The organism is Pleurocapsa sp. PCC 7327 (genome assembly GCF_000317025.1).
In the GTDB taxonomy this organism is placed as follows: Bacteria; Cyanobacteriota; Cyanobacteriia; order Cyanobacteriales; family Microcystaceae; genus Hydrococcus.
In genome coordinates this window covers 914,369-928,399 of the sequence record NC_019689.1, presented here as the reverse complement: position 1 = coordinate 928,399, position 14,031 = coordinate 914,369, and the positions used below count along the sequence as shown (strand labels likewise).

At 45.4% G+C, this 14,031-nt stretch carries 17 protein-coding genes; 15 read left to right on the top strand and 2 right to left on the bottom strand.

The features are described 5' to 3' along the window. The first annotated feature begins 157 nt into the window (after positions 1-157). From PLE7327_RS04125 to PLE7327_RS04110, 6 genes are all read left to right on the top strand, one after another. A complete protein-coding gene (locus tag PLE7327_RS04125; RefSeq protein WP_015142606.1) occupies positions 158-1,009 on the top strand; it encodes a hypothetical protein in 852 nt (283 codons plus the stop codon). A 195-nt stretch (positions 1,010-1,204) separates the two neighbouring features. Continuing rightward, entirely contained in the window at positions 1,205-4,090 is a 2,886-nt protein-coding gene (locus tag PLE7327_RS04120) for a glycerol-3-phosphate acyltransferase (RefSeq protein ID WP_015142605.1), read from the top strand. Positions 4,091-4,156: 66 nt separating this feature from the next. Further along, positions 4,157-4,435 carry a DUF4419 domain-containing protein gene (locus tag PLE7327_RS23120; protein WP_083888282.1) on the top strand — a complete coding sequence of 93 codons (279 nt, stop codon included), beginning with the start codon at positions 4,157-4,159 and terminating at the stop codon, positions 4,433-4,435. A 301-nt stretch (positions 4,436-4,736) separates the two neighbouring features. Next, complete coding sequence (locus PLE7327_RS25605) at positions 4,737-4,892, top strand: hypothetical protein (protein WP_015142604.1); 156 nt, start codon at positions 4,737-4,739, stop codon at positions 4,890-4,892. Positions 4,893-4,931: 39 nt separating this feature from the next. Continuing rightward, positions 4,932-5,330 carry a hypothetical protein gene (locus PLE7327_RS04115; RefSeq protein WP_015142603.1) on the top strand — a complete coding sequence of 133 codons (399 nt, stop codon included), beginning with the start codon at positions 4,932-4,934 and terminating at the stop codon, positions 5,328-5,330. A gap of 165 nt (positions 5,331-5,495) precedes the next feature. Beyond that, complete coding sequence (locus PLE7327_RS04110; protein WP_015142602.1) at positions 5,496-6,491, top strand: cyclase family protein; 996 nt, start codon at positions 5,496-5,498, stop codon at positions 6,489-6,491. Here the strand turns inward: PLE7327_RS04110 and PLE7327_RS04105 are convergent. Both PLE7327_RS04105 and PLE7327_RS04100 read right to left on the bottom strand, forming a co-directional pair. After that, on the bottom strand, positions 6,455-8,101 hold the full coding sequence (locus tag PLE7327_RS04105) for an NAD(P)/FAD-dependent oxidoreductase (protein WP_015142601.1): 1,647 nt from the start codon (positions 8,099-8,101) through the stop codon (positions 6,455-6,457). The two genes, PLE7327_RS04110 and PLE7327_RS04105, sit on opposite strands and share 37 nt — an antisense overlap. Positions 8,102-8,151: 50 nt before the next feature. Continuing rightward, complete coding sequence (locus PLE7327_RS04100; RefSeq protein ID WP_015142600.1) at positions 8,152-8,388, bottom strand: hypothetical protein; 237 nt, start codon at positions 8,386-8,388, stop codon at positions 8,152-8,154. A 92-nt stretch (positions 8,389-8,480) separates the two neighbouring features. Between PLE7327_RS04100 and PLE7327_RS04095 the strand changes: the two genes are divergently transcribed. The 9 genes from PLE7327_RS04095 (at position 8,481) to PLE7327_RS04055 (ending at position 13,954) form a co-directional block, all read left to right on the top strand. Continuing rightward, the gene (locus PLE7327_RS04095) at positions 8,481-9,092 is read left to right on the top strand and encodes a TetR/AcrR family transcriptional regulator (RefSeq protein ID WP_015142599.1); all 612 of its coding nucleotides are present in this window, start codon (positions 8,481-8,483) and stop codon (positions 9,090-9,092) included. A 244-nt stretch (positions 9,093-9,336) separates the two neighbouring features. Continuing rightward, a complete protein-coding gene (locus PLE7327_RS04090) occupies positions 9,337-10,059 on the top strand; it encodes a V4R domain-containing protein (protein ID WP_015142598.1) in 723 nt (240 codons plus the stop codon). Beyond that, a complete protein-coding gene (locus PLE7327_RS04085) occupies positions 10,056-10,436 on the top strand; it encodes a hypothetical protein (RefSeq protein WP_015142597.1) in 381 nt (126 codons plus the stop codon). Before PLE7327_RS04090 ends, PLE7327_RS04085 begins: the two co-directional genes overlap by 4 nt. An 11-nt stretch (positions 10,437-10,447) precedes the next feature. Then, a complete protein-coding gene (locus PLE7327_RS04080) occupies positions 10,448-10,936 on the top strand; it encodes a hypothetical protein (RefSeq protein ID WP_015142596.1) in 489 nt (162 codons plus the stop codon). Positions 10,937-10,955: 19 nt separating this feature from the next. Continuing rightward, entirely contained in the window at positions 10,956-11,618 is a 663-nt protein-coding gene (locus tag PLE7327_RS04075; RefSeq protein ID WP_015142595.1) for a V4R domain-containing protein, read from the top strand. A 19-nt stretch (positions 11,619-11,637) separates the two neighbouring features. Further along, on the top strand, positions 11,638-12,120 hold the full coding sequence (locus PLE7327_RS04070; RefSeq protein ID WP_015142594.1) for a 2Fe-2S iron-sulfur cluster-binding protein: 483 nt from the start codon (positions 11,638-11,640) through the stop codon (positions 12,118-12,120). An 87-nt stretch (positions 12,121-12,207) separates the two neighbouring features. Then, entirely contained in the window at positions 12,208-12,681 is a 474-nt protein-coding gene (locus tag PLE7327_RS04065) for a phycobilisome protein (protein ID WP_015142593.1), read from the top strand. Positions 12,682-12,715: 34 nt separating this feature from the next. Further along, on the top strand, positions 12,716-13,030 hold the full coding sequence (locus PLE7327_RS04060; RefSeq protein ID WP_015142592.1) for a 2Fe-2S iron-sulfur cluster-binding protein: 315 nt from the start codon (positions 12,716-12,718) through the stop codon (positions 13,028-13,030). 45 nt (positions 13,031-13,075) lie between these two features. Continuing rightward, positions 13,076-13,954: a tetratricopeptide repeat protein gene (locus PLE7327_RS04055; RefSeq protein WP_015142591.1), complete on the top strand. Its 879-nt coding sequence runs from the start codon at positions 13,076-13,078 to the stop codon at positions 13,952-13,954. Positions 13,955-14,031 lie beyond the last annotated feature (77 nt).

The window sequence follows — 14,031 nt, the reverse complement described above, 5'->3', positions numbered from 1 at the left end:
AAATTTTGTCATCGCGATCGCTCCTCTTTATAGAAAACTTTTGCTATTTTAAGAGAGGGCAACCCAACCTCAAAATCTTAGATTTTTGTAAAAAATAAAATTCTTTGTTAGATTTTTGCGTAACCCTTATATTAGTAAGGCAGGATAAGTAATTGAGATGCCGTCAACCAAGCTAGCGAATCGGATTTTGCTCTGTTTAGTGGCTTTTGGCGTAGGTTGTGGTATTGGATTCATCGCCGACAGAGATCTAAAAAAAGCACTGACAACGGGTGCGATCGCAACAACTGCTAGTTTTATCGGAGCATCAGTTGTAGATAGAAAATCCCTCAGACAAGAGCGAGTAGTAAGAAACTCTTTAAAAAATAAAGCGCAAGCTCTCAAAGATGAGATCGATCGCCTCGAAAATTATGAAAATCAACTGCGTCAGTCTTTAATGACGACGACAAACGTCAGACAAGAAATCGAATTGAGCCTTGGTAATTTAAATGTAGAAAGAAATTATTTAATCAACCAAGTTAACGAACTGCACGAACGACGAGGAGAAATCCAACAAGAATTACCGCAACTTTCCGAACAAAAGCAGGAGTTAGAAGAAGCTTGTGAAGCTTTGCAAGTAGAATTGCAGCAAATGAGCTATTTCAAAAAAGAACTCGACCAAATTATTGCAAATCGACAAGAACAAATCGATCGAGAGGAAACTTGCTTAACCCTATTAAGGGAAGAATACCAGCAACTGCAAGACCATATCTCAGAGATATATGCCCAGAAAGAGCAACTCGATCGCGACCTATATGAATTAGAAAGCCAGAAACAGCAATTATTAGGTTCGGTTAACGATGTACAATTGCATCTCTGTCAGCTTGAGGAGCAAAAACAATCCTTCATAGAAATAGAACCAGAAGAACAAACAGAAGAGGCTTTATCGACTCAGCCTCACGAGGATAGAAACATCTCAGAAGCGTCAGCCCCACAATGGGAAGAGTGGGACGAACTTTTAGATAGCATCTAACCTAAACTTGATTCGCTCTCCAATTCCGACTTCCGACTTCTTTATGAAGCATCTCTAATACAGCGGATAGATGGTTCGGACTCGTGCTAGGTTTAGGATCGTCTATAGCGAATTTTGAATTCCGAAAAAATAGCAGATACCTTAGTATTATGAGCAAGCCCCTGACTTTATCCAAAGGATTGGTTTAAACATCAAATGACGCTTACACAGCTTTGGGGTTCTCTACTGATTTTTATAGCGTGTCCCCTGCTAGGAGGACTTCCTCTAATTGACTGGATTACCTATGGGCTAACGGGACGAAAGCTAGCGAGATTGGGAACGGGAAATATCTCCGTCTCGGCAGCTTTTTATCACGGCGGGACTGTTGTAGGAATATTAGCCGTTTTGTCAGAAGCGGCAAAAGGAATCGCCGCCGTTTTCTTAGCCCGTTGGTTCTTTCCCTCCCAACCAGTATGGGAGTTAATCGCCTTGATTGCCCTAGTTGCCGGACGTTATTGGATGGGCAAAGGTGCCGGAACGACCAATGTATTTTGGGGAATTGTCGCTCACGATTGGAAGGCAGCCCTTTTGACCGTTCTGATAGGGGGAATTAGTTTTACGATCTTTCGGGAGCGCAAATCCGGGCGTTTGGTAGGACTGTTTGTGCTAGCTCTGATTTTAGCCTTGCGACATCCCAATAGCAGCGAATACATTGCTGCTGCGATCGCGCTAGTTGGGTTGCTTGCCTGGATCTATCAAAAAATCCCCGACGATCTCGATCTTCCCTCGCGCTCGGCAAAAGCAGGATCGCGAAAACTGTTTCGTTTTTTCCAAGGCGATCGCGCCATCCCCTCCTTAAATGATAAGCTGGATGCCCGCAAAGTCGGACAAAAAGCTGCGACTCTCTCGCGCCTAAAACGATTAGGTTACGACGTTCCCGATGGCTGGGTTCTTCCCCCAGGCGACGACCCGCAACCGTTACTTGCCTTTCTCGAACCCTCGGTTGAAAATCCCTTGGTCGTTCGTTCTTCAGCCATTGGCGAAGACTCGGAAACCGCCTCAGCAGCGGGACAGTATATTACCATTTTGAACGTTACTAGCCGCGAAGCCCTACAGGCTGCCATTCTCGACTGTCAAACCTCCTACAGTCTTCCCTCTGCCGTCAGGTATCGTCAAGACAGAAATCAAACTAATGCTGCGATGGCGGTATTGATTCAAAAACAGGTTCGAGGCGTTTTTTCTGGCGTTGCTTTTAGCCGCGATCCTATAAATCCCTTGAATACAGCCGTTGTCATCGAAGCCTTGCCAGGAGACGCAGCGCGAGTGGTATCGGGGAAAGTTACTCCCGAAAGATATTATATAGAAGTAGGAGCAAACGGCAGTTCGCCCGGACAGAATTCAGAAAATGGCGACGTTCCGCGAGAATTACTGCAATTAGTTGCCCAAATAACACGGGAAATAGAAGATCTGTATCACGGCATTCCTCAAGATATCGAATGGACTTTTGACGGACAACAGTTGTGGTTGCTTCAAGCGCGATCGATTACCAATCTGCATCCGATTTGGACGCGCAAGATTGCCGCTGAAGTCATTCCAGGGGTCATTCGTCCGCTAACGTGGTCGCTCAATCGTCCCCTCACTTGTGGCGTGTGGGGCGAGATTTTTAGGATAGTTTTGGGAAAACGGTCAAGGGGATTGGATTTTAACGAAACGGCAACGCTACATTACCAACGCGCCTATTTTAACGCGACGCTGTTGGGAGAGATTTTCCGCCGCATGGGACTCCCTTCAGAAAGTTTAGAGTTTCTTACCAGAGGCGCAAAATTTAGCAAGCCTCCCTTAGAATCTACCTTGCGCAACCTTCCGGGATTGCTGAGGTTATTGGAGAGAGAGTGGAATTTAGAGCGAGACTTTGAGCGAGACAAATATAGATACTTTACGCCAACTTTTAATTTGATCCAAGCTATCCCTCTATCAGAATCGTCTCTTTCGGAGTTATGGGAAAGGATAGATACGATTTTACCCGTTCTGAAACAGGCAACTTACTACAGCATACTCGCTCCTCTAAGTCTTGCCCTGCGACAAGCAATCTTCAAAGTATCGCCCGAACAACTCGATAACAGCCAAACTCCAGAAGTTGCCTCCTCGCGATCGCTTGCCGATCTTGCTGTTTATGCTCGCAACTTACTACCTATCGAACAATTGAGCGGTTATAGCTGCCCCTCCCTATTCGCATATTTGGCAGAAACCCCCGACGGACAAAACATTTTAGAACAGTTTAAACAATGGCTCGAACGCTATGGCTACCTGAGCGAAGTGGCAACCGATATCGCAGTTCCTCGCTGGATAGAAGATCCTCGCCCGATGAGAGCCCTATTTACCCGCTTTCTCTTTCATCCGCCGCAACCGAAAGAGAACGCAGTGCAAACGCAGGCATGGAAAGTACAACTCGTACAAAAGCGTCTCAATCTCAAAGGACAAGCAACTGAAATCTACTCGCAACTGCTCGCTCATCTGCGATGGACTTTTGTCGCTCTAGAGGAATTTTGGCTTAAAGACGGCACGCTTTCTGCTCAAGGGGACATCTTTTTTCTAGAATTTGATGAAATTCACCGCTTTATTGAAAATTCCGCTCCCGAACTGAGAGAACGGTTGCCCCAACTCATCCAACAACGACGAACTCAATATAAGAAGAATCAAGCGATTACTCACGTTCCCTTCGTCGTCTACGGCAGTCCGAAAACCTCTTTTCTGTCTGCTGCGCCTCTGCCTGCCAAAGGACGCTTGCAGGGAATTGCTGCCAGTCCTGGCATAGCAGAAGGGCAAGTCAAAATTCTCAGAACGCTGCAACAAATAGGGGAAATCGACCCACAAACCATTCTCGTCGTTCCCTATACTGATTCCGGTTGGACAGCTATCCTCGCTCGTGCTGGCGGAATTATTGCTGAAGTTGGCGGTGCTTTATCCCATGGCGCGATCGTTGCTCGCGAGTACGGAATTCCCGCCGTCATGGATATTTACAATGCAACTCACCTGTTGCGAGATGGTCAGCGAGTGCGAGTTGACGGTCAAATGGGGGTGGTGGAAATATTGGAAGATTAGAGTTCTATTTTGGCGTTCTTTCTACAAATTTGATGATACTTCTGGAGGAGCTTCAATTAGGGTTGGATTAACGTCTTTTTTCCTTATCTCAGAGATATACAAGGAAATTACACTGAAATAAATCCTTATGTAGATGCAGCAATTAAAAATTGGGACAGTCCATATTTAGCCGAATCAACTATGGATTGTTTCCCAGTTGGTTTATCGCAAGTTCCTTTTGTTTGGAAATACTATCAAGAAATATTTAATCTGAATTTTATTGGAGGTTTTGTTGGCGTTTCTCAAGAGCGAAATAATTTGGCTCTACAAGCAGAAATTGGTTGGGCAATAACTCAATCTGACTAAAACGTTCAATTTTATTGGGATTTGGAAATTTTTCAGGACGACTACTTATTTATTTGGTGCTTGGGCACTCCAATAGGCATTAACTCGTTTTTTCTTTCCACTGCTGCCAGTAAAAGTCAATCTCTGCTTTCTCGAACCAAAATACTTCGGCAGGCATATTAGGAATGGCTACGACTAGCAAAGTGCGGCCTAGCTCGATACCAAAATTTTGATAGGAAGAATCAATCCCTCCTAAATACGCAATTTTAGTACAATTGTATCGATTACTTCAGCGTAAATTTAAACTTGAGGATTAAAAATAATGGCTAGACGGAAGACTGTTACCCATTTTGTAGCGGTTAGCGACATTAACCAGCCTGCCGACGAGCAAGAAGGAATTCTCATTGAAGTAGAAGGCAAAGAAGGAGATACCCCACAAAATCGAACCAAAGCTTTAGAGATTCTCCAGCAAATGTGAGAAAGAGGAGAAATCGAAGCGGACAAATTCCCCGATGGCATGACTGCCGAACATTTGTTTTACGTTCCTCCGGAAAGTTCTCGCCTGCAAGAGTCGCAAGTTTCTCAAAAAACCGATACCCTCGCTCTCGTAATTCAAGGAGCACAAGAAATCGTCCAACTGACTAAACTGCAACTAGAAGTTCAAGAGGCAGCTGAGGAAGCTTTTCCCTACGTTCCTATCATTCAATCCGTTTTAGAGAAAACGCGACCTCTCACTGCTGAAGAGAAGGAGTTAGTTAAAGATAAAAAATATGGAAAGACCATAGAAAGACTGGGAGCTGCTATTGCCGAGCAAGAAGACTATCGAGAACGTTGCACGGGAAATGGCACTCTCATACTCAACGCCATTATTTGGCAGCTCGATCGCGGAGTTAAATCTCCAACTGAGGAAAAATAAGTTTTTCAAAAAGAAGGAGACGACTAATTTTATCATCCTAACCTTTCTATTTTATCGCGATCGCCTAATTTTTATTGCTGGAAATGACGAGAAGCAGCGATTTAACATCTAGCGAGTGCTGGATAATGTATCTAGTTATCAATAGACCTAAAGCAAGCTTTTCTTATGAGTAAGGCTATCTTTCGCGTCAAATCCTTTCTAAAAAGCGTTTTAGATAGATTTTTTAGTCAGCCAACCAAGAGAACTATTTTCGCAATCTTTTGTTTTGTGGCTTTGGCGATCGCGGCGATCTCTTTGCCCGCAGAGGCGGTAAAGTCCAGACGCGAGCCTTCCCTGTGGCAAGTCTATCAGCAGTCGCTCAAAAACGCCAAATATGTCGATCTCACCCATGCGATCGCGCCTTCAATTCCCGTCTGGGAAGGGTTTGGACCGTCCAAGTTCGAGCCGACAGTCAATCCCAAGACTGGCAAACCCTACACCTACAAAACCGATGGCTTCGAGGCAACCCACTACGACTTATCTACAGATCAGCTCGGTACTCAGTTAGATCCGCCCGCCCATTGGGATCCTTACTATCCAACCATCGACGAACTCCCAGCCACTTATGCCATTCGTCCTCTCGTCGTCATTCCCATCCAAGACAAAGTTGCCAAAGACCCCAATTATCACCTCGCCGTTAAGGATATTCTTGCTTGGGAGAAAAAGCACGGCAAGATTCCCGAAGGCTCGGTTGTCTTCGTGCGCTCCGACTGGTCTAAGGAATGGCCCAACCCCGATTTGGCTAAAAGACGCAAATTTCCTGGCGTAGGGCTGGAGGCGCTCAAATTTCTGCATCTAGAGCGCAAGATCTTACTGCACGGGCACGAGCCACTCGATACCGACAGCACGCCTACTCTCGAAGGAGAAGCTTGGCTCTTACACAACGGGTATACCCAGGCAGAAGGAGTGGCGAATTTAGATCGGGTGCCTGAAACGGGGGCTTTGGTTGCCATCGGATATTCCAAGTTCAAAGGCGGTTTGGGAGGGTATGCACGTTATATTGCTATTTGCCCGCCAGACTGGAAGTATGGGGTATCAGTGGGACAGACTCCAGAAGCTCCCTTGCCCAAGTCCGATAAGCCAATTCATTGGGACAAGGCACTCGGCGTGCGCGTCAGGTGAGACTCCTGTTTCTCCATTGCTGCTTTGAACTGTCTCGCTGCCATGAAGACTTGAGGCAGAGAAATCCCATCCGGGAGATTGGCTACAGTAACTACGCCGCCCATCATGGCAGGAACAATGCCTCCCATAAACAAATCCGCGCCCGTTAGATATAGTCCCGGTACGGGAGTTTTCGGATGAGTCCAAGCAGCATTTTCCTTCTCAAAGCGTTCGGGAGCAATAGGCAGTCCATAAATTCCCCCGCGATCGTGTCCTGTAAAATGCTCGTTAGTTAGCGGCGTTGAAAGTTCTTGATATTCAACAATCTTTGCAAATCCGGGATAATGACGATCTACCAAGTCGATTAACGATTGGCTCAACTGCTGCTTGAGTGCCCGATACTCCTCATCTCGTTTCAACCAAGGTTGCTTCCGCCAGCGAGCAAATGTTTCATAATCTGCCCAAGCAATAATTTCTGCGGTATGAGCTTTCGCCTGGGGATCTTTGAGCGATGGAAACGATAGATAAACTCCCATCGGTTTTCCATTCTCAATCCACTCACCCCGGCGATTATAAATACTATCGTGGTCAAAACTCTCGTAAATCCAGTGATTTTCCCCTTGAAATCCTAGTTGGCGCGGATCTTCGGAAAATCCTAAATACAGGGTAATATTCGTCACTGGGGAATGCTGCCCTACAAAGCGTCGCAGCGACTCGCGGAAAGGAATAGGATAATCGCTGGGAATTAGTTTGAGATAAGTAGCCGTCGCTCCTACATTACTGACAATAACGGGGGCATAATATTCCTCAAAAGTCTCTTCCTTGGCATTGACTTTGCGAACCCTTACCCCTACAGCTTTTCCATATTCTATTAAAATCTCGGTAGCTTCCCGATTTAAAAGAATCTTACCCCCGCTCGCTTCTACAGTCTCTCGAACGCTGGCTGCAATATTACCCGCACCGCCAACGGGATAGTATGCCCCCTCTAAATAATGTTGCGCGATCGCCGAGTGAACGGCAAAAGAACTCTTGCTTGGTGGAAGTCCGTAAGTTCCCCATTGAGACACTAATAAGGCTTTCAGTTTGGGATTTTGAAAATGTCTGTCTAAATATTCCTGAGTCGTTAGGTTTAGTCTGGGAGGATTAAATAGGTTGACAATGGCACCGAGCAACTTCAACCAGCCACCAGATTCGCTGGTTGCCTGCATCCCAAGAGCGATCGCTGCTTTAGCCGTATCGCGGAAATATTGGCGAATCGCTTTTTCTTCTTCGGGGAATTGCTCGATTAAATCCCGAATATAGCGTTCTTTATTGCTGTATAGATTAAAGGTGAAGTCGGGATAGACGAACTTCTCAAACAAATCGGGCATTTTTTGCCAGCCAACTCGTCCTTGAGTCACTAGATCGAACAAGCGGCGCATTTGAGAACCTTCTCCCATTTGTCCGACATAGTGAATGCCGACATCCCAATGAAACTGTTGTCGTTTGAAGGAATGAGTATATCCGCCTGCTTTGAAATGGCGTTCTAGGACTAAGACTTTTTTCCCTCGCATCTGTGCCATTAGGCTTGCAACGGTTAGAGCGCCCATCCCCGAACCAATTAGGATTATGTCGTAGTGTGAGGTATTCATATTATTTCCTCCTGAATCTACTGTTTTTGGCGCGATCGCATCGCAAAAGTTCAATGAAAACAACTAATTCGCTCCAATTGAGCAGTTTTCTCATCTGTGCCATAAACAAAGGCTCCATGCAGTGCCGAAATGCCGACTTCAGCTGCGATTTCTTGAAGTTGCTCTCGCGAGATAGAATTCTCCTGCTCAAGAGTCGTTGCCTGTCGCAGAATCTGTTGTACGTCTTCGTTGCTGTAGCTGTTAGACATCGTGATGCCTCCACCTAGATAAATGGGTTCTTCATGCATGTTTACACTGTTAACATTTAATCTAGCACCAATATGTTTACACTGTCAACATTGATAGGTGAAAATAGAGTTAAGAAAAATTACGAAATCCTATGCAGTCTAAAAAAACCTATCACCACGGAGATCTACGCCAAGCTTTGATTGACACGGCTATAGAATTAATCGCAGAACGAGGCATGAGCAATTGGTCGCTCAGAGAAGTGGCGCGGCGCATCGGTGTGTCTCATACTGCTCCCTATCGACATTTTGCCGATCGCGAAGCTCTCTTGGCAGCCGTTGCCGAAAAAGGGTTTCAAGAGATGAGTAACTATTTGCTCCAAACCCTAGAGAAAATCCCGAACGAGCATTCCCAACGATTGCAAGCCATTGGCGTTGCATACGTGCAATACGCGATCGCGCATCCCTGCGAATACGAGGTCATGTTTCGCTATTCTCAGAAAGATGAAGGGCAATATCCTGCCTTGAGCGAAGCAGCCACAACAGCCTTTATGATGCTAGTCAATGTCATTATTGAAGGTCAAAAAGCCGGAGCGTTTCGTGAGGAAAATCCCAAGGGATTAGCCTGGGTTGCTTGGTCTTTGGTACACGGCTTAGCCATGCTGCTCGTTGACGGTCAGATTAAAGTTCCAGAAAACAGTACGGTAGAAGCTTTAGCTAGCTTTACAACGCAAATGTTGACTGAGGGCTTACAAGCTGATAGATAACGATTTATTAATTAATACACATTACAGATATTTAAGTAAAAGTTTATCAGCCTACAGACTTTCCATAAATGTCATTGACAGCCGTCACAAATAATCTAAGTACAATCGCGGAACCCTAAGAAAATTCAGCGAGTTAATTCCCTATTACTACCGATGGTCTCAAAGAAAGATTCCCATAGGATGATATCAAGCTAAGAAATTTAAGCTTATAGATTAGCTTGATAAACATGAGGATATTTATCCTATGGTCTATACTCCAACCAATTCCAACCCCGGTCAAAAACTCTTTCTCAAAACAGCAGAACATACTCTAAAAAAGAAATATCCTAAAAAGCACCATCACTTTCGCTGGGAAGATTTCTTCGTCTTCCAAACTCAAAGCGGAGAAATTCTCGATTGGAACGAATCCCGTAACATTTTAGCGAGCGAAGACTTCATCGTCGGATTGATCGAAGGTTTAGAGCAAGAAGTCGGTAATGCCTCTGGCGTTGTTATGTACAACATTGGCAAAGAATGGGGCAAAAGAGATGCCGAATTTTTCCGAAACTGGTTTATCAAAGAGTACGAGTATGAGACCGAAATCAGCCAACTCAATCTGCCCTACGTGCTAGAAGCGTGGTGGTGGCCCTTTACCGCTCAAGGCTGGGGCAACTGGGATTTCGACCTGAGCGATCAAAAAAATGGCTTTATGTTCGTCAACATCTTCGATTCAGCCGTAGCCCGGACATTAGGCGATGTTGGCAAACCCGTCTGTCACATCTATGCAGGTCTTCTAGCCGGGTTCTTCAGCAGCCTAGTTAAAAAAGAATTGAACTGCATTGAGATCCAATGCTACGCCATGGGAGAAACCTACTGCAAGTTCCTCTTAGGCAAACAAGACCGCCTCGATGCCGCTACCTTCTGGATGCACGAAGGCGCGACAGCACGAGATATTGAAACGCGCTTGCAAGATGGGGAACTCAGATGAATGAGGTAACTTTCTGGCAATGCCTAAGCGTCCAAGATTTTTTTGGCAATTCCAATTGGGAAGGTCGTCAGCTTGCCGCACAAGGAGAGTTTTTTGAAAGTGCGATCGCGCCAACTTCCTGGCTGTGTCTGAGTCTCGAAGACTTTCTCAACCAAAGTAACTGGGAAGGCAAGCTTCTCGGCAAGCAAATTTTCTACCAGCAGGCACCTAAAGAACTGTCACTTATCCTGTCAGTTGGCGAATTTTTCCAAATGAGCGCATGGGACGGCAAACCAGGAATGGCTCCTCTTGCCTCTCGCAAATCTACTCCTGCGTCGAATCCCATCCCTTCTCGAAACCAACAAATGAAACTCAGTAATTTATCCGATTTATTTTAGAAAGAACTCCTATGCATACTGACTTTGAGGCTTTGTTTCAACAAGCCGAAGATCGCTACCTGCAACCCATGGAAATTAACGCTTTCAATCTTCAGGTTTCGTCTTTAGCCAAACGACTCGAAACCTATAAATCCTTGCGCGACCAGGAAGTCGTTGTTTTCCAACCCGTTGCCGACAAACTGCTAGAAACTTTTCCTAATGAAAACTCTAAAACTCTAGAACGCGCGCTCAAGCACTGGCTCTCAGTCATGCGCTACTGTGCTATGGCAATGCTGCTAAACAATCCCGAATATTTAGAGCGCCGCCTGCTCGAATGGCTCACCGATATCGTCAAAGCTCACCAAATGGAGGCAATTGAAAAGCACCTTTACGAATCGTTAATCTTCAGCTTGCAACAAGAACTACCCGCCGAGCAATTCGTCCTAATTCAACCTTTCCTGGCACAAGCCTATAAAACCCTGGTGGGTGAAGCGTCCGTTGAAGCCAATACTAACAACTGATAACGGGGTAGGAAAAATAATGATTAATATTGCAACTTTAGTTAAAGAACGTTCCTCGCTAGGAAATTATTTCGCTCCCGATGCCTACGTTAAAGGCGAATTTGAATTCGGTCTGATTGAAAACCGCAGTGGCTCTCGCTTGCTGGCCTTACCCCATACGCTGTTGCAAGCCATTTATACAGGACTCGAACAAGAAGTCGGTCAAGAAGGATCGGGATTAGTTATGTTCAACTGCGGTCGCTGGTGGGGCAAGAGCTTCTTCAAGCGATTCGCTGAGGAAGTTGGCGAATACTATGGCAAGCCTATCGCTCAGATGGAGATGGTAGAGTTCTTACAATGCGTTAAGCAATGTTGGAAAACCCACGGTTGGGGCGTTATCGATATCGACTTCGATTTCTACCAAAAAGGATTTCTGGCTGTCAAAGTTGAGAATTCTGCCTTTGCTCGAGTGGCTCCTTCGGGAAAGCAACCTATGTGTTTTTTTGAAGCAGGGATTCTGAGCGCCTTCTTCAGCCAGCTAACCGGACGCAACTTGCACTGCGTGCAAACTGCCTGCGAATCGATGGGTGCAGAATGCAACTTTTTTATCTTAGGTTTAGCCGAGCGACTCGAATCCGTAGAAGCATGGCGAGAAGAAGGACACGACCATAACAAGATTATGGAACTACTGTGCGGAAACTAATCATAGGAGGATAAATTAAGTGGCTAAAGTCGTTAAGCTCGACCCCATTAACACAGAAATAGCTATCCAAACTAACGACAATCTTTTGTCTGGGTTGCTCAAAAATGAGTTGAACATCATGAAAGAATGCGGCGGTCGGGGAATGTGTGCCACTTGCCACGTATTTATTAAAGAAGGCATGGAGAGCTTGTCTCCAATGAATCGCCGAGAACAGCGAACCCTCGAAGTCATTACCACCTGCAATCAATTATCTCGCCTAGCTTGCCAGGCAAGGGTAATGGGAGAGGGAGTTGTGATTGAGTTGCCTTCCGGTACTTACGTCAACCAAATCGAAGACGTTGAATCCTTGATCGGTCGTCGAGCCGAACAAGATATTCTGCATCCTTTAACTGGTGCCGTTTTAGTCGAAGCCGGAAAGTTAATCACCCGTACCATGATTACCCAACTCAAAGATACGAAGGGACAAGTCTCGGAGTATCTGGCGAAAACGAAAGACGCTTAATTGGTTGGTTAATGGTTAGTCGTTAGTGGGATGAATGCCACAGCTATTAATTAATAATTAACAGTTTGATCGAGGAAATTTAGGACAATGTTGAAACAATTGGCTCGTTTGAGTGTGGACGTTGAAGGTCGTTACGCTACTGACAAAGAGTTACAGTTTCTCGAAGCATATCTTGAATCTGTCAAAGATCGTCTGAGCGCTTACGAGAAGATTCGGGATAATGAAGAGCAAATCATTCATCGGTGGGAAGCTCAAAAGCGCAGTCGCAATGAAAATCTCTTTGAGCTGAACGGAAAGGATATTACCGAAATCTGCCGTCGAGACATGACAAATATGTTGCGCTGCTCTGCTACTTTCATGCTATTTGATGACTTGGATCGCCTGCAAGACGGTCTGTTGCTCTGGTACAAAACCATCGTCAAGTCTTTTGGCTATACCAAATACGCTCAGATCAACTATCTGCTCATTCAAGATGTTATCAAACTATATCTGAGTGCTGAGGAAGCAGCACTCATGCTCCCTGTCTTGCAACTCGATCGCGCGGTTTTGGGCGCTGCTTAACTCAGTCTACTCTCTCAGCTCAATTTTCTAGATTATGAACGACAAAACCTTTTCCGTCACTTTAGTCAACGAAGCCAAGGGAACTCAGGAAGCGATTCAAGTTCCTAGCGACCAATTCATTCTCGATGCCGCACAAGAAAGAGAAATAGAACTTCCTTACTCTTGTCGAGCGGGTTCTTGTTTCGACTGTCTGGGTAAAGTCGTTGAGGGGAAAGTAGAGCAAACAGGACAAGCCTCAAGCTTCCTAAAATCTGACGAAATCAAGGCTGGTTTCGTTCTTCTGTGTTCTTGTTCTCCGGCCTCAGATTGTACGATCCTTACCCATCAAGCAGAAAAATATCTCTCATAGTTTGTAAATAATTTAGAACATTTTATTGAAAGGTAGCGTGACACTATGGAAAAGCCATTAGAAAATCCCCAAGCAACCGCCAAAAACGCTTCTGGGTTAAATACTTTAGATATTATTGCCTTAGTTAGTGCTGCTGGCGGCTCGGTTGCCTCGCTCGTTTTTCAACAAGTTGCCTTCGCTGCGATTCCGCTATCTGCCTCAGTTGCCCTTCATGTTTTCAATCGCAAGCAACTGATGACCCAGATGGCTGACAGCCAGCAAGCCGCGATCGCGCAATTAAACCAGCAAATTAGCCAGCAACTTAGTAGCGTACAAAAGAGCATTGCCGAGTTGAATCAATTTCAGCAAAAGTCTGTCGCTCAACTGAGCCAGCAAACGCAAGCCCATCAAACTAGCCTCGACACCCTGTCGGGACAACTTGGAGAACTTCAGAAATTTACAGCTAATCTCAACCAAGAAACTCACAAGTTAAACGAATTCGATCGCGCCCTAGAATCCCAACAAAAGCAATTGGAAGCCGTCGTGCTGGAAATGCGAGAAATCCAAGAAATCACCCAGAAAATGTCAGCTAATCCCAACTCGGCTGAATTCTATTTCCAACGCGGATTTAGCCAAGAGCGTTTGGGAGACAAGCAAAAAGCCATTGAAGATTACGGCGAAGCCATTCGCCTCGATCCCACCTATGCCAATGCTTACTTCCATCGAGGCATGCTCAACAAAGATATCGGACATCGCAAGATGGCGGTTGAAGATTTTCGCAAGGCGGCTAAATACTTTCTCGAACAGGGAGATATCGGGAATTACCAAAAAGCTAGAAATCTTAGCCAAGGAATGCACGACTTCCGCACTGTTGCCAAACACGAGGAACCAGAAACTAATAATCATTTCTCTCAAAGAATCCCTGTTAGCGGATTGTTTGAATAAGAAGGAGTCAGAAGTAACTGTACGGGCGGGTTTAGATTGTTTCCTGGGAAAAGATTAATGATTTTGACAAATAAACC